The 14,490-nt window shown below is 53.5% G+C and carries 14 protein-coding genes, 1 pseudogene and 1 riboswitch; of the genes and pseudogenes, 10 read left to right on the top strand and 5 right to left on the bottom strand.

Translation table 11 applies throughout. The features are described from left to right. The first annotated feature begins 238 nt into the window (after positions 1 to 238). The 7 genes from CAF63_RS27895 (at position 239) to CAF63_RS27865 (ending at position 7,865) form a co-directional block, all read left to right on the top strand. Complete coding sequence (locus tag CAF63_RS27895) at positions 239 to 1,261, top strand: restriction endonuclease (protein ID WP_085690576.1); 1,023 nt, start codon at positions 239 to 241, stop codon at positions 1,259 to 1,261. Between the two features lie 289 nt (positions 1,262 to 1,550). Further along, positions 1,551 to 3,950, top strand: coding sequence for a DUF4238 domain-containing protein (locus CAF63_RS27890; protein WP_085690575.1), 2,400 nt, complete (start codon positions 1,551 to 1,553; stop codon positions 3,948 to 3,950). Between the two features lie 151 nt (positions 3,951 to 4,101). Beyond that, a complete protein-coding gene (locus CAF63_RS27885; protein WP_085690574.1) occupies positions 4,102 to 4,323 on the top strand; it encodes a hypothetical protein in 222 nt (73 codons plus the stop codon). Positions 4,324 to 4,545: 222 nt separating this feature from the next. Further along, the gene (locus CAF63_RS27880) at positions 4,546 to 4,902 is read left to right on the top strand and encodes a hypothetical protein (protein WP_085690573.1); all 357 of its coding nucleotides are present in this window, start codon (positions 4,546 to 4,548) and stop codon (positions 4,900 to 4,902) included. 355 nt (positions 4,903 to 5,257) lie between these two features. After that, on the top strand, positions 5,258 to 5,617 hold the full coding sequence (locus CAF63_RS27875) for a DUF6124 family protein (protein ID WP_085690572.1): 360 nt from the start codon (positions 5,258 to 5,260) through the stop codon (positions 5,615 to 5,617). A gap of 307 nt (positions 5,618 to 5,924) precedes the next feature. Beyond that, the gene (locus tag CAF63_RS27870) at positions 5,925 to 6,899 is read left to right on the top strand and encodes a quinone oxidoreductase (protein ID WP_085690571.1); all 975 of its coding nucleotides are present in this window, start codon (positions 5,925 to 5,927) and stop codon (positions 6,897 to 6,899) included. Between the two features lie 36 nt (positions 6,900 to 6,935). Continuing rightward, complete coding sequence (locus CAF63_RS27865) at positions 6,936 to 7,865, top strand: LysR family transcriptional regulator (RefSeq protein ID WP_085690570.1); 930 nt, start codon at positions 6,936 to 6,938, stop codon at positions 7,863 to 7,865. A 234-nt stretch (positions 7,866 to 8,099) separates the two neighbouring features. Here CAF63_RS27865 and CAF63_RS27860 read toward each other — a convergent pair whose 3' ends face one another. Further along, positions 8,100 to 8,900, bottom strand: a complete 801-nt coding sequence (locus tag CAF63_RS27860) for an SDR family oxidoreductase (protein ID WP_085690569.1) — start codon at positions 8,898 to 8,900, stop codon at positions 8,100 to 8,102. 106 nt (positions 8,901 to 9,006) lie between these two features. Between CAF63_RS27860 and CAF63_RS27855 the strand changes: the two genes are divergently transcribed. Beyond that, a complete protein-coding gene (locus CAF63_RS27855) occupies positions 9,007 to 9,969 on the top strand; it encodes a GlxA family transcriptional regulator (RefSeq protein WP_085690568.1) in 963 nt (320 codons plus the stop codon). 76 nt (positions 9,970 to 10,045) lie between these two features. Here the strand turns inward: CAF63_RS27855 and CAF63_RS27850 are convergent, their stop codons facing one another. Continuing rightward, complete coding sequence (locus tag CAF63_RS27850) at positions 10,046 to 10,618, bottom strand: hypothetical protein (RefSeq protein ID WP_256574558.1); 573 nt, start codon at positions 10,616 to 10,618, stop codon at positions 10,046 to 10,048. 456 nt (positions 10,619 to 11,074) lie between these two features. Here CAF63_RS27850 and CAF63_RS27845 point away from each other — a divergent pair, with 456 nt between their 5' ends. Beyond that, a complete protein-coding gene (locus tag CAF63_RS27845) occupies positions 11,075 to 11,815 on the top strand; it encodes an NYN domain-containing protein (protein WP_085690567.1) in 741 nt (246 codons plus the stop codon). A gap of 122 nt (positions 11,816 to 11,937) precedes the next feature. On the opposite strand, the gene CAF63_RS27840 is transcribed toward CAF63_RS27845, so the two are convergent. The 3 genes and pseudogenes from CAF63_RS27840 to CAF63_RS27830 all read right to left on the bottom strand — a co-directional run bounded on the left by CAF63_RS27840 (position 11,938) and on the right by CAF63_RS27830 (position 13,384). After that, entirely contained in the window at positions 11,938 to 12,135 is a 198-nt protein-coding gene (locus tag CAF63_RS27840) for a hypothetical protein (RefSeq protein ID WP_085690566.1), read from the bottom strand. 34 nt (positions 12,136 to 12,169) lie between these two features. Continuing rightward, positions 12,170 to 12,618 (bottom strand): annotated as a pseudogene (locus tag CAF63_RS27835) (N-acetyltransferase family protein). Between the two features lie 109 nt (positions 12,619 to 12,727). Further along, positions 12,728 to 13,384 carry an O-methyltransferase gene (locus CAF63_RS27830; protein ID WP_085690565.1) on the bottom strand — a complete coding sequence of 219 codons (657 nt, stop codon included), beginning with the start codon at positions 13,382 to 13,384 and terminating at the stop codon, positions 12,728 to 12,730. Positions 13,385 to 13,496: 112 nt separating this feature from the next. On the opposite strand from CAF63_RS27830, the gene CAF63_RS27825 reads away from it, so the two are divergent. Beyond that, positions 13,497 to 14,138, top strand: coding sequence for a TetR family transcriptional regulator (locus CAF63_RS27825; RefSeq protein WP_085690564.1), 642 nt, complete (start codon positions 13,497 to 13,499; stop codon positions 14,136 to 14,138). Positions 14,139 to 14,254: 116 nt separating this feature from the next. Then, positions 14,255 to 14,461: riboswitch (cobalamin riboswitch) on the top strand. The last annotated feature ends 29 nt before the right edge of the window (positions 14,462 to 14,490 follow it).

Genomic DNA, 14,490 nt, shown 5'->3' with positions numbered 1-14,490 from the left:
GTGGATTGGTTGAGTGGTTGGGGGCGGGGGCGGTGGGTTAAGGCTTAGGGTGAAATGTTTTCTTGTTTACTCAAATCATTATGGGCAGAAGTCAACCAAAACGTACTTTTTTAACGATAAATCTTATTCTTCGAGACAGCGCCTCCCAACAGAATGAACATTTAGTGCGTAAAACATCAAATACGTAACACTTGGCATAAAATAATTTATAATCAACTCGCAAATAAGGAAGAAGAGAATGGGGTCAATTTGGTTCGATCCAGAGGTTCTCGGCGATAGTTTGTCAGAAACTGCCGGATACAAATCCGGTCTAGCTCTATCCATTGAGGAAATGTGTGACCACTTGGTTGATACCGGCTACTCGGATCTCCTTAGAGCTTCTGAAACACAAGTAATAAGATTACGCGCCGAAGATTATGACGAATTGTTTTACAAGTTACTTCACCGTATCGGATATACAAAAGAAGAGTTTAATGGAGATACTACAGGGATTGGCTTATTCCATAAATATCGCGGCACGAAGCTTGAGCACGTTCACACTGGCGTACAAAGTCTTTTCATTGAAATCTGGCCAAAGCTAATAGAGGACGCAATTGCAAACGGCACAAAAACTCTAGACCCCACACTTTTAATCCGAACAGCATTCGAAAAATTTGGAATAGAGGGTGCTAATTTAGCCGTAGAGCGAATTGAGGTTATAGATCAAGGCATGCGTTTAAATCCAAATTCAGGATTACGATACACCGAATGGAAAAGCGTTGAGGCTTTAGAGTCTCTTTTTAAAGGTGGTTCAGGAGAGGTTGAGGTCGGCAGTTTTATAGATCAGCGGTTTGTTAATTATCTGATCGCCAACCACAATAGACTTTCCGATATGCACTGGAGAAAATTTGAAGAGCTAACGGCGGAATATTTTCATCAACTTGGATATTGTGTAGAACTCGGCCCAGGCTCAAACGACGATGGAGTTGATGTCCGAGTATGGAAAAAAAGCCAAGATGAAAATTCCGAGCCTCCCCACATGATAATTCAATGCAAGCGACAAAAAGCCAAAGTTGAGAAAGTCATAGTGAAAGGGCTGCATGCTGACATGCAGCACCTTCATGCGGAATACGGATTGATTGTTACAACGTCGGAACTTAGCCCTGGAGCAAAAGAAACAATTGTAGCTCGCGGATACGCTATCAATGAAGTAAACAACAAAGGTCTCCGAGACTGGCTTAAGGCCCTCGAAAAGCCCGGTTCAGGAATTGTAAGAATCTAGAACAACAGTATAAACGGGAGACAGAATAAACTTCCCTCTCTATTCCAGAAAGAAAACAAAGAAAACAGGGGACGAAACAGGGGCAGATTTATTTTTCAGAAGATACATCTATTCCCTTTTCCGTTCCCTTTTCCACTGCTCTACTAATGAAATATGAAATCGGCCATTGCCTAAGTGCAAGCAATTCGACTAACCTTGCGCATCGCCAGTAAAAAATCTAATTTCAGATATTAAAACTTAAGAAAGCTTAACCTAGCGAATAACTAATTTATAGTTAGCGGTGACTTCAATGAGCAAAACCAGGGATAATCATTATGTCGCGCAATGGTATCAAAAGGGCTTTTTGCATACGCGAGATAATCAGCTCTGTTTTCTAAAGCGCCGTGATATCGACCTAAAAAATGGTGAAGTCAAGACGATCCACTCCAAAAAGTGGCATACGCCCGCTCAAGAATTCTATAAAGTAGATCTCTATTCGATATTTTTCGGCACCGATGTTAATGATGATATTGAGCAAAAACTATTTGGCCCTATTGATGATAACGGCTCTAAAGCCGTTCGAGCATTCCTGACTGACGATCAATCTCAATGGCATAATAATTTTCAGAGTTTATTCATCTATCTTGATGCGCAAAAACTACGAACTCCAAAAGGTTTGGACTGGATTAGAAGTAAATATCCAGAATTGAGCCAGACGCAGCTAATGTTGGAAATGCAATCGTTACGCTCAATACACTGCACTTTATGGGCGGAAGGCGTCCGGGAGCTGGTTTCTGCTGAAGACTCTGATGTTAAGTTTATCGTTTCGGACCATCCCGTTACGATCTACAACCATAGATGTCCTCCTGAATCAAAATTATGCGAATACCCCAACGACCCGGATATTTCTTTAAAAGGCTCACAAACAATAATCCCGCTGGATAAGAATCGTTGTTTAGTTCTAACGAATCTTGAATATGCTAAAGACCCTGATAACGTCAATCCGCTTGCGCAGCGAACCAATTCCACCCGCGCTCGTCAAAGCATGGTCAATACTATTGAGTTTATTAACTCTCGCAAGCTGACAGCAGGTGAGGTTGTCCAGATTAATCATGTAATCAAGAGCAGGGCCCAATCCTCTATAGCTGCTGGAGCGGAGGAATGGCTTCACCCTGAAGACGGATTGACTTGTGATTGGGCTGATATAAAGAAAGTCCTTTTGCCTCCCCCAGACAAACTGTACAAATTTGGTGGAGCAATGTATGCCAAATTTGAAAATGGCTCCGTTCATTATCAGGATGCGTTTGGTCGAACGACACTACAAAGCGAGTTTCTGAATAAGAATGTTGATGAGACTCGGATTGGGCGCAACGATCTTTGTGGCTGTGGTAGTGGGAAAAAGTATAAAAATTGCTGTCGAAACATTCCCATTGACCTGCGAACTACTTGGGAAGTAGCTAGTATTCGAGAGAGAAATATTGCATTTTGCAACTGTATTCGCGATATCCTTGGTTTAAATAGTGGTAAAACGTGGGTAGACGTCCGACGCGAGTTGTCTGACATCCAAATATCCAGAATATACGATTTTTACTCTATCTTATGGCCTCGTGAAACCGATATTTATTCGATGCTTCCAAAGTCCGATGGAAAATTTCGAGCTCTTTACACAGGGCCATTAGATGTTCGAGTTATTAGCGTGCATGCATTGCCTGCTGCATCTCTATTTGACGAGTTTCTAATCGAATCACCAATAACCAATCCTAACAACGTTAAGCCGGAATTTAGTCCTACTAAATCGCCACAGAAATACAGATACCAGGCCTTAAAAGATTTTCTGTTCATGCTTGAGTTGGAGCCGCTTATAGGACTCGGCTTGGTAAATCTGATCCCTAGTCCAACAGAGTTTGACCTTGATCTAATGAGAGCCATGATGGAAATGGCTGCAGAGCGTTCTCAAGTTCGCCCTAAAGACATTCTTTGCAGGCAAGAGCAAGTTTTACATTATAATTTAATGATCGAAGACTTTTTGAATTCGATAGCAATGATGCCTAAAGATGCAAGAATTAAAGCACTCGTTGATCAGTTTGGGTTAACTGAAAACGATGCAGTTGAAGCCATTTCCGAACTGGAACACCATGCGGAGGCCTCTCCACTAATGATGTTGCAGCAGATTAATTCTGGTGAAGGTGGTCAGTTCATCCAGTTCAGGATGGGACCTAATTATGAAATGGCACTGTTTGTGGCACAGGTAACTGGATCGGTATTGGTTACGGACAGTGGTTCGAGATGGCGAGAGCTTGTTAAATCACAACATCGAAATCAAGGAATTATCAATTACCCATGGAGCCAGGTTTTAGATAAATTAAGCTTGGCCCCTATCGATTACCAATTCCTAGAAACATTTCAAAAATCTCAACATCAATTTTCTGCAGCTAGAAATTTTATGAGATCTGCAGATCTTATGGTTTTGAATAATGATCGAAATGTGGCCAAGCTTAATATGATGGCTGATCAAGCAAAAAGTATTATTCGACAGATGGGGCAAGCAGTTGACCAAATAGCGACTAGTACCTTTGAGATATTATGTCCTGAGGGAGGGCTTTATGATACGCATGTCCAACGACTATTGGCTCGATCTAGCTGTACGAAATACGATCATCAGGTCAGATCAATTTACGGTATTGCTATTACAAGTCGCGATGCGTTGTAAGAAAGTTTATTAGCGTTGGAAGAAATTGGGACGGATTTATTTTCAGATGAAGAGCTCACTTTTCTTGGCCAATGGAGGCATTGTGATAGCATGCTCGCGCCTCCCCCCGGAGAGGGGGATTTTTTCTACATCCCGCAAGGAATATGCCCTCGTGAAAGACTTCGTCATCAGCGTCAACAACACCGTCCTCTATCTCTCCCTGGCATTCATCTGGCTGGTCGCTATCGTCGCGATTTTCACCAGTGGATTCTTGCCGGCGCTGGGTATCTTCGTGGCTGGCACCCTGTGCTGGTGCATCATTTCCGGCTTCTGGTTCGTCCAGTCGGCGACCTATGAAGAACTGCGCAAGCTGAACGCAGCCAATAAAGGCTGAAGCGTCAGGGCGGAGCCGCATGTGCCCCGCCCTACCCTGAGCGCTTGGTTCCGTGCCAAGCGCTCTCGCCCACCGCGAATGGCTCGCATAAATCCCGCGTTCTTCGAAATCCTGAAACTCCCCCCATTCCCTTTCTGCCAATAAAGCCCAGTACTATCTCTCAAGAAATATCCCCGTCTCTTGTCCTCATCCACTGAGTGGCGATCTAAAGGAGTTTTGGTTTTGGGACATCTTCTGGCTGAGCCGCAACTGACCGACGTCAGAGCCGCACTCTCCTGGCCTTTCAACGATTTTCCGACCGATTACGACTACATCGCGCGTGAGGTCGAAGGCGTCGATCCGGACTTGCTGTACAAAATCCTGTATTCAGAAGTGGCGCCCGTGTGCTTCACCAATATTGCAGCAGTCTTGCCCACTGTCTGGACAGGCTTCGATCCTGACTCGCTCAGAGCCTCAATTGAGGAAAGGCTGGCTGCAAGAAAACGTAACTGGTTTCGCAGGCAGTTTGATAAGGCGTTGGTTCGCTGGCTGCAATACAACTATGGCTACATCTGGAAGGAGATTTCCTCCAGGCTTTGAGCGCTTAAACAGGCCCGTTTAAAGCAACCCGCCGTAACTTCCCCAAGGCTACAACGCCTTGCGTCATTGCCTACGACTACGCCAGAATCCGCCGGCTTGTGCGTCTACGACGCGGGTCTTATCGTTTCCCGGTCACTGAAAAACAGTGATGGGGTTTGGTAGCCCCGGATTATCGTAGGTTGCATAAGCATCATGATGTGCAGTGTCTGAAAGACTCCGCGTCATGGTGGTCATGCACAGGGCGTCTTCGGGCGCGCCGGTTCCTACGTCCCGGTCTACCAACCTGAGCATGGCCGCCACCCATCGTTTGGTAGCGAGAGTGTCGGCTCCCATTTGACGATGTAGGAGTTTCACCATGATCAAACCAACACCCAACCCACCCGAAACCGACCCCACCTCCCCCTACGAATCCCCCAACTCGAAAAAACTCCACGACGCCGCCGAGCGCGCGCTGGATCACTACCTCTTCCCCGCCGCCGGGATCATGTCGTCCTTGAACGAGCCCGAGCGGATGTACCTGGCCAATCCGAAGTACAACACCGAATGTTTGCTGGCCAATGCCAGCGAAAACCTCGGGGCGGCCAGTGAAATGCTCAGTAATTTCGCGGCAACGCTCGATCCGTCGCATCGCAAAACGGCGATCGGTATTGCGCAGGTGGTGATGATTGCCGAGCTGGCGGTGAATCAGGCGCTTGATCACGTCGAGGTCGCGTAACCGGCGATGGCTGTAGTAGCCGTTCGGGGCGGCTTCTACAGCGCGACTTGTTGAGTCCCCCGCTATTGCATGCAAAAGCGAGGCTCAAGGTTATGAAATGCAAAACAGCCCGGGCCGACACCCTCGTTAACTACGAAGGGCGTCGGCCCGGGCTGTTTGCGTTTCAGTAAAGGGCGTTGAATTCCAACCACGAGGCCTTGATCCAATTACTGCATTTAATGCACATATGAACTGCAACCAACCCGACTAGTGCTCCCCACGCACACCTTTAGACTCTCCCCACAATCAACGTAAGGGAGCATTCAACATGGTCACCACTGCCGTCATCCACCAAACCGGTGAGCCTCAGGTCATTCAGCTTGAGCCATCCACCGCGCAAACACCCGGCCCCGGCGAGGTCTGGCTTGAGCAGTTCGCCATTGGCGTCAACCCGCTCGACTTAAGCCAACGTTCCGGTGCCGCGCCGTTGGCGTTGCCTTCCGGGTTGGGGCTTGAAGGTGCCGGGCGGGTCTTAGCAGTGGGTGCCGATGTGACGAACGTGGCCGTCGGCGACCGGGTCGCTTATGCCACGGGCCCTGTCGGCGCCTATGCCAGCGCCCGCCTCTACCCGGCCAATCGGCTGGTGAAGATCCCCGACAGCCTGAGTTTCGAGGACGCGGCGGCTGTGCTGTTCAAGGGCATCACCGCGCAGTATTTGCTCAAGTCCACTTACCCGGTCGGGCCGGGTTCGACAGTGCTGATCTACGGCGCGGCCGGTGCGCTGGGGCAGATCATGGTGCCGTGGGCGAAGCACTTGGGGGCGATTGTGATCGGTGTGGTGTCCAGCGCCGAGAGTGTCGAGCGCGCCCGGTTGGCGGGTTGTGATGAGGTGTTGGTGTTCGATGCGACGACACTGGCCGACGCGGTGGCCGACCTTACCCAGGGCCAGAAAGTGGATGTGGTGTACGACCCGATTGGCCGGGTGTCTTTCGAGGCGTCGTTGAATTGCCTGCGCCCGCGCGGGTTGCTTGTGTCGTTCGGTATGGCGTCGGGGGCGCCGGCGCCGGTCGAGATCAGCACCCTGAATGCCAAGGGTTCGTTGTTCCTGACCCGACCGTCCCTCGCGGCCCACACCGCCACGCCGGAGGAATACCAGCAGCGTGCAAAGGACGTGTTGCAAGCGATTGACGCCGGTATCATCCAGCCCAATGTCGGGCGTCGTTATCCGCTGGCGGACGTCGCCCGGGCCCATGCCGATCTGCACCGGGGCGGTTTGCCGGGGGCGGTTGTGCTGGTGCCTTGAGTCTTTTTTCGGGTCATCCACGAGGGTTGTCGTTGCATGGATCTGTTCGATAGCCGTCAGGCCGATGAAGTCGCCACCCTGCTGGCCCTGGCCGAGCACGGATCGTTTGCGGCGGCGAGCCGGACGTTGCAGCGCCATCCCTCGGTGCTGTCGAAACGGCTCAGCGCGCTGGAGTCGCGGCTGGGGGTGCGGCTGATCGAGCGCACCACCCGGCAATTGCGTTTCACCGATGAGGGGCAACGGCTGGTGGCGCGGTTCGGGCATGCGGTCAGTCTGATCGCCGAAGCGGAACAGGATGCGCGCGAGGGCGCCGCCGAGGTTCGCGGGCGTTTGCGCATCGCCCTGCCGGCCGCCATGGGTCGGCTGTGGCTGGGCGATATCGTTTCGGCGTTTGCCCTGGCCCATCCGAACGTGGCGCTGGAGGTTGAATATGCCGAGCGCTTCGTCGATATCGTCGCCGAAGGTTTCGACGCGGCGATCCGCATCGGCGAGCTGGCGGACAATCGGCTGGTGGCGAAAAAGCTCTGCGATCACCGCCGAATCCTGTGTGCCGCGCCCTCCTACCTTCAACAACATGGCGAGCCGAAAACCCCGGCGGATCTTGCCGATCATCATTGCCTGGGGTTCACCGGGCTGCATTCGTATCCCGAATGGCGACTGACTCGCGGTGATGACAAACAAACCGTCAAAGTCCGCAGCCGTCTGGTCAGCAATGACAACGAAGCGCAGCTGTGTGCCGCGCGTAGGGGTGCGGGGATTCTGGCCGGCGGTGACTGGCTGATGACCAACGACCTGCGCGAGGGGCGTCTGGTGCGGGTGCTTCCCGAGTGGCAACTGGACGCTGACACCGGGGTTTATCTGGTGCGGCCGTCGGCGCGGTTCAACACAGCGACGACTACGGCGTTCAAGGACTGGATCAAGGGCGCTTTTGCTGAAGGTGCGCCTTGGGTGACGCTGGCCCGCTGATTTACCAGCTGCGAGGGAATTTCGCGCCGGCCTCGGCATCGATGTGTATTCATTGAAATGGGGACGGATCTGTTTATCCGTGGCGTGAAAATAGATCTGTCCCCATTTTTGCTCATTTTTGCTGCACCAATATATGAGCGGCGTGATTTCCCATACGAACAAATGAAATGAGGCAGATCTGTTATCCGGTGACGGGATAAAAGGTCTGCCTCATTTTTTGCGTCAATGCCTGCCTCAGGCTTCAGTGCGATAACGTGCAGCCGCCTCACTCAACGACAAATTGGGCATGAGCTTCTGACGCGCAGCCTCATAGGCATCCAGATCGGCAATGTCCGGAAGCGCCGGAATGGTGACGAACTCGCCCTGATCGAGGCCGGACAGTGCCGCGTCCACCATGTCTTCCGCGCGCATCACGATGGCTTCCGGCAGATGCTCCAGCGGTGTGCCGGCCACGCCCCAGAACTCGGTGGCCGTCGCGCCGGGCAGGACTGCCTGAACGCGCACGTTCTTGTCCGCCAGTTCGTGGCGCAAGGATTGGCTGAACGCCAGGACGAAGGCCTTGGAGCCGCCGTAAACACCGTTCAACAACTCCGGGGCGATGCCCACGATGGAGGCGATGTTGATCAGTGTGCCGCCGCCACGGGCGACAAAACCCGGAACAGCCGCGTACGTCAGTCGCATCAGCACGTTCACGTTGAGCGTGAGCAAGTCTTCGAGTTTGTCGACGTTCGATTCCAGCAGGGGCTGAGTCGCGCCCACTCCGGCGTTGTTCACCAGCAGAGAAATGCTGGCATCTGTCTTTAGCCGCTCCTCGACTCCTGCCAGATCGGCTCGGTCGGACAGGTCGGCAGCCACGACTTCTATGTTGCGGCCGGTTTCGTCACTCAGGCGTTTGGCGAGGGCATTCAGGCGGTCGCGGTTTCGCGCGACCAGGATCAGGTCGTGGCCACGTCGGGCCAGACGTTCAGCATACACAGCACCGATGCCGGACGAAGCGCCGGTGATAAGGGCAGTACCGAGGCGGGATTGAGTCATGTCGAGTCTCCAGGGTTGGGGGAAGCACTGGAGAACAGCATGCGACGGCTAGGCGATATCTCAAATGACGTATAGGGTAGTGATTCAGGACATTCGAGATAAAACAATGCATCGCATCGGCTACTTGCTCACCGACGGCTTTCAGGTGCTCTCGCTGGCAACCCAGGCTGTTTTCGAGTTCGCCAACCAGATCGCCGAGGAGCCCTTCTACAGCGTCGAAAATTTCTCGCCGGACGGCGGCATGGTGCTTTCCTCGCTGGGGCTGGCCCTGGAAACGCGCCCGCTTCAGGCGCCCGGACTGGCCGATACGTGGATCGTGGTCGGGGTCAACGACCCCGTGAAAAACGAAACGCCTACGGCGGTGCTCGATTTCGTACGCAAGGCCGGCAGCCAGGCCAGACGCACTGTCGGTATCTGCACGGGCGGTTTCATCCTCGCCGAAGCAGGTTTGTTGAGCGGCCGACGTGCGACAACCCACTGGGCCTACGCCCAGACTCTGCAAAAGCGCCATCCCGAAATCAGCGTCGAGGTCGACCGCATCTATATCGTCGACGGCTCCTTCTGGACGTCAGCGGGCATGACTGCCGGGCTGGACCTTGCGGTCGGCATGGTGGAGAAGGATCTGGGGGCCGAGGTCGCCCGTTCGGTGGCACACAAACTGGTGATGCACCAGCACCGGTCCGGCGGGCAGTCGCAGCACTCGGAAATGCTCGACCTCGCGCCCAAGTCCGACCGTATCCAGAGCGCTCTGAACTACGCGCGAAAACATTTGAACCGCGCGATCAGTGTCGAGGAACTGGCCGGCGTGGCGCACCTGAGCCCGCGCCAGTTCACCCGCATTTTCAGCGCGGAAACCGGTCAGTCGCCCGCCAAGGCCATCGAAGGCCTGCGCCTGGAGGCCGCTCGTTTGATGATTGAACAGAGCCGGCACTCCCTCGATGTCATCGCCAGCGAATCGGGTTTTCGTGATCGCCGCCATATGCGTGAAGCGTTTATCCGAGGCTTCGGCGTGCCTCCGCAGGCGGTGCGGCGCGATGCTCGTCGAGTGGTGACTGATCGAGCTTCTTAAAATGGGGACAGATCTATTTATCCGTGACGCGAAAATAGATCTGTCCCCATTTTTTGCTCCATTTTTTGCTCCTGCTTCAGCCCGCCTTTTTGTCGGAGCCTTTTATGTTCTCGATCAGGTCAACGACATAGTCTTGATTGAAGCCCGCCACGAATGACCAGAACAGCAACTTGGCATAGGCCGCATATCCCTCTGCATGCTGGCAAAAAATATCGTTGAAGATTTGCTTCAAACACTGCGGATCATCGTCCGGAACGATCACCGGAAAAAGATCGCCCTTGATAACGCCGGACAGGAACAAAAGATACAAAAGCCCCGCCAGAATCCCTCCGATGAACGAAGGCAGTATCAAGGCAAACCAAGATCTGGAGAGGTTTTCGATTTCCGGATCAGTGAGTATCGACAGTCGTCTGTGAAACCCAACGTAGCCACCGATATTCCCTGCGATACAAACGATAAAGGGCACTTTGTAGTCGGGCAGACTGTAAGTGACGGCAATCGCCAGCCCCAGCAGGGCAATGAAAAGCCAGAATATCCGCTTCCAGATGACGTTAGGTCTTCCTGACGATTCATGATCAGCTCCCTGATCCTGACCCCATGATGATTTTTTAGACGATAGACGAATCCTGTCGAATATATGGCGGATCAAATCGAAAAATGCCTCGAAGGTCTGTTCTGAAGCAAGGCGTACCCTCGCCGCGTGTTGGGAGCCGTCAGCAACAGATCAGGAAAAATGGGGATCGACCTATTAATCCTGAACATGAAAATAGCTCCGTCCCCATCAGATACCTAAACGCGATCGTTTAAACGTCTGACTTCACCTACTTGAGCCTACAAACCCTTGCGTAAGTGCCTACAAATTTGCCAGAAAGCGCCGGCTTTCAGGGCGCGCCCTCAAGCCGTATTCTTTTTCCGTCACTGCCCATCGACTGAACGCAGAAGACATTCAAGATCGAAGGTTATCCCTTGATCGACTCAAAGAGTGAACGGTTGACGCCATCGTCAGCGCTCCCTAATCTGCCCACATCCCGCCCAAGGCAGTAAGCCGTCCTAATCATCCAGGACGTGCCAAACCCTTGGGCGTTTTTGTTTTCAGGAAGAACGCATGCCCACAGCAGTTCTGGTTGACGGCGCCTACTTCATCAAGCGATTTCGAAGGATCGAGCCCCACAATGCATTCAATGCCGAACGGGCCGCTGATCTCGTCCACCGATGGGCGACGGCGCATCTGACAGCCTGGATGCCGCCCCGTCCAAATTGCCCAGCTTCAAGGCTGCAACAGCCCTCCAGAAAAGACCTTTACAGAATATTCTTTTACGACTGCCCTCCTCTGGACACCAAGCAACACAACCCCATCACAAAAAGGCTCGTCGATTTCTCCAAATCAAGAGAAGCCGTGTTTCGAAGAGAGCTGCACATTCGGTTGCGAAGCAAACGAAAATTGGCATTGCGCCTGGGACACCTTTCCAAAGATGTGAAATGGACAATCAAACCTTCTAGGATTGCGGAGCTACTCAAGGGAAAAATCCAGATAGCAGACCTCACCGAAACCGACGTCAGCATCGAGACCCGGCAAAAAGGTGTTGATATGAGAATTGGTGTCGATGTCGCATCACTTTCTTTCAAACAACAGGTCGATCAAATTGTCCTGATTGCAGGTGATGCGGATTTTGTACCCGCGGCGAAGATGGCTCGGCGCGAAGGTGTTGATTTTATACTCGACCCGATGTGGCAGAGCATTCCCGATAGTTTGATGGAGCATATCGATGGACTGCGTTCAACATGCCCCAAACTCGCACTTAGAACAGTATCGAGCGAGACTTCAGCATCGAGCTCATCTGGGTGATCCTCTGCTTTTCCGGAAGAAAAAACGGAAAAGATTTATCAATCCAAAGCGTGAGAATAGACCTGCCTTACTTCTTACAGTGAAGGCGCAAAGCGTACGCGGCGCCTCATGATCATCCGCTTTTACCCGCTGCGAGACTGAATGAGCAAAGCGATGAACGCCACGAACGGTGCCAACAGCACCACCCCACCGACGGCGACTGCCCAGCCCCAGGCAAAACCACTTTCACCCTTGAGTCGACCGCTACTCAGCAAGCCAAGCACGTAGACCCCGATTCGATGAGCCAGCAGGTTGAGCAGGATATCGAGGATGTAATCCATTCTTTTGCTTCATGCCTCTCTGCACTCTGAGGCGCTACAGCTCCAATGCCTTCGCCATGATGACCGTGCGCTCCGCCCCTCGTCTCGAACCTTTTCAAACCCAAGCGAAGCATAAAAGCTTTCTGCGGTGATTGAAGAAGGCACACGCAGCTGGTTCAGCCCCGCATTGATGGCAAGTGATTGAATCCTCTCCATCAAGTATCTTCCGATACCCTTTCCTTGATAGCGCGGGTCGACAAACACACTTCGGACAATGTCGTGATCCAGACTCGCTGTCGCAACGATATGGCTGCCGGCTACAGCAACGAGGACTTGACGCTCAGCCAAAAGATGAAGGATCGCCGGAGGAGAAAAGCTTTGCGCCACCTGCTCGATGATTTCGGCGGAGTAGTCCTGAACGTTGGATTCGCGCAAAGCACTGATGATCGTTCGACTGATCGCTGGCGCATCTGCATTCGTAGCGTTTCGAATCAGGTAATCCATCAAGGGCCGCTCTTTGCGCGTCTTCACTTGATCGTAGCGAAAAACGGGGACTGATCCATTAATCCGTGGATCAGTCCCCTTCTTTTTGCAACATGAACAGCAACGGCTTTCACCCCAACCGCATCGACACCTCAATATCATCCGCAAACGGCACGCTCACGTAGCCATTGCCCGACGAGCGCACATGTGCCAGATACTCCGGGCAGTAATCGGTGTTATCCGCCACCACCAGCGCACCCGGCCGCAGGTGTTTTTCAACCAGTTTCAGCACGTCGCCATACAGCGCTTTCGCACCATCGAGCAGAAGCAGATCAACAGTCGATGGCAGATCGCGAGCCAGCGTTACGAGCGCATCCCCTTCGCGAATTTCAATCAGATCACTCACCCCGCCCTCAACAACGTGACGGCGCGCCAGTTCAATCTTCGACGGTTCGAATTCGCTGCCGATCAGCACACCGCCACCGTTATCCCGCAGCGCTGCCGCCAGGTGCAGAGTGGACAGGCCGAACGAGGTGCCATACTCGACGATGGCTTTGGCCTTTGTGCTGCGTGCCAGCATGTACAGCAGTTTGCCGGTGTCGCGGGAGACGGGCAGCCACAGGTCTTTGAGCATGCCGTAGAGCTCACGATATTCGGTTTTGCTGTGCATCAGGCGTTCGCGTTCTTCATTGGACACGTCGTTCAACGCCGGGCTGGTGGCGGCGCTGGCCTGGGTGTAGAGGCGTTCGATCAGGGTCGCCAGCGGTTCGGTGGTCAGGGTTGTCATGATGGTTTTCCGTAAGTTGGGAGCTAATATGCGAATGATTCGTCGCATTTAAATGATGCGAGCGAATGGCCCTGTTCGCTATTCGCATTCCGCCCCGACGCCCGAGCCGCCCATGACTGATCGCCAGACCGCCCGTATTTCCTCACGCAAACAGCCGCAACAGGCACGCTCCGCCGAGTTGGTGGCGGCGATTCTTGAGGCGGCTATTCAGGTTTTGGCCAAAGAAGGCGCGGCCCGTTTCACCACGGCGCGGGTCGCGGAGAAGGCTGGCGTGAGTGTCGGGTCGCTGTATCAATATTTCCCGAACAAGGCGGCGATTCTGTTTCGCTTGCAGAGTGATGAGTGGTTGCAGACCACGGGGATGCTGCAACGAATTCTGGAAAATCTTGAACAGCCGCCGCTGGAGCGCCTGCGCACGCTGGTGCATGCGTTCATTCGTTCGGAGTGCGAGGAGGCGCAGATGCGCGGCGCGTTGAGTGATGCGGCGCCGCTTTATCGCGATGCGCCGGAAGCCCATGAGGTGCGGGCAGCGGGCAAACGGATCTTTGCGACGTTCATGGTGGAGTTGCTGCCCGGCGCCAGCGAAGCCGTTCGCACGCAAGCCTGTGATCTGCTCCTCGCCACGCTCAGTTCGGTGGGCAAAGACTTTTCACTCAGTCCGCGTAGCGACGAGGAAATCACAGACCGCGCCGAGGGGATGGCGGACATGTTCAGCGCCTACGTGGTGGCGCTCGAGGCCCGCTGGAGCTGCTAATACGCCGCCACCAGTTGCGCCCGATTGCGGCCGCTGGGATTGCGCAGCAACCGGCAAACCAGCGGTCGTCATCCTCGACACATGCGGGTAGTTGACGCCCGCCCACCCGAGTGTTCAGATGCCGCCCTGTTTCAGGTGTCCCATGCCGCCGTGCATGGGGTGAAACGGGAAACCGGTACGTTCTTTTCGAACAAGTCCGGTGCTGCCCCCGCAACGGTAGGCGCGTGATGCTTTCGACACACCACTGTGGCCAGACGGCCATGGGAAGGTGAAAGCGTCCATACGCGCGAGCCCGGAGACCGGCCTGAAATGCTGTTTGGCAAACTCCTGCGGTGGGCGGGCATGGGCCGGT

The sequence above is a fragment of the Pseudomonas sp. B20(2017) genome, assembly GCF_002113125.1.
Lineage (GTDB): Bacteria > Pseudomonadota > Gammaproteobacteria > Pseudomonadales > Pseudomonadaceae > Aquipseudomonas.
The sequence above is the reverse complement of the archived record's forward strand: the minus strand, read 5'-3'. Positions and strand labels throughout refer to the sequence as shown.

Bases quoted from the DNA above. Each gene is read 5' to 3' on its own strand.
- CAF63_RS27895 (WP_085690576.1), top strand. From the start codon at position 239: ATGGGGTCAATTTGGTTCGATCCAGAGGTTCTCGGCGATAGTTTGTCA.
- CAF63_RS27890 (WP_085690575.1), top strand. From the start codon at position 1,551: ATGAGCAAAACCAGGGATAATCATTATGTCGCGCAATGGTATCAAAAG.
- CAF63_RS27875 (WP_085690572.1), top strand. From the start codon at position 5,258: ATGATCAAACCAACACCCAACCCACCCGAAACCGACCCCACCTCCCCC.
- CAF63_RS27870 (WP_085690571.1), top strand. From the start codon at position 5,925: ATGGTCACCACTGCCGTCATCCACCAAACCGGTGAGCCTCAGGTCATT.
- CAF63_RS27865 (WP_085690570.1), top strand. From the start codon at position 6,936: ATGGATCTGTTCGATAGCCGTCAGGCCGATGAAGTCGCCACCCTGCTG.
- CAF63_RS27860 (WP_085690569.1), bottom strand. From the start codon at position 8,900: ATGACTCAATCCCGCCTCGGTACTGCCCTTATCACCGGCGCTTCGTCC.
- CAF63_RS27855 (WP_085690568.1), top strand. From the start codon at position 9,007: ATGCATCGCATCGGCTACTTGCTCACCGACGGCTTTCAGGTGCTCTCG.
- CAF63_RS27845 (WP_085690567.1), top strand. From the start codon at position 11,075: ATGCCCACAGCAGTTCTGGTTGACGGCGCCTACTTCATCAAGCGATTT.
- CAF63_RS27840 (WP_085690566.1), bottom strand. From the start codon at position 12,135: ATGGATTACATCCTCGATATCCTGCTCAACCTGCTGGCTCATCGAATC.
- CAF63_RS27830 (WP_085690565.1), bottom strand. From the start codon at position 13,384: ATGACAACCCTGACCACCGAACCGCTGGCGACCCTGATCGAACGCCTC.
- CAF63_RS27825 (WP_085690564.1), top strand. From the start codon at position 13,497: ATGACTGATCGCCAGACCGCCCGTATTTCCTCACGCAAACAGCCGCAA.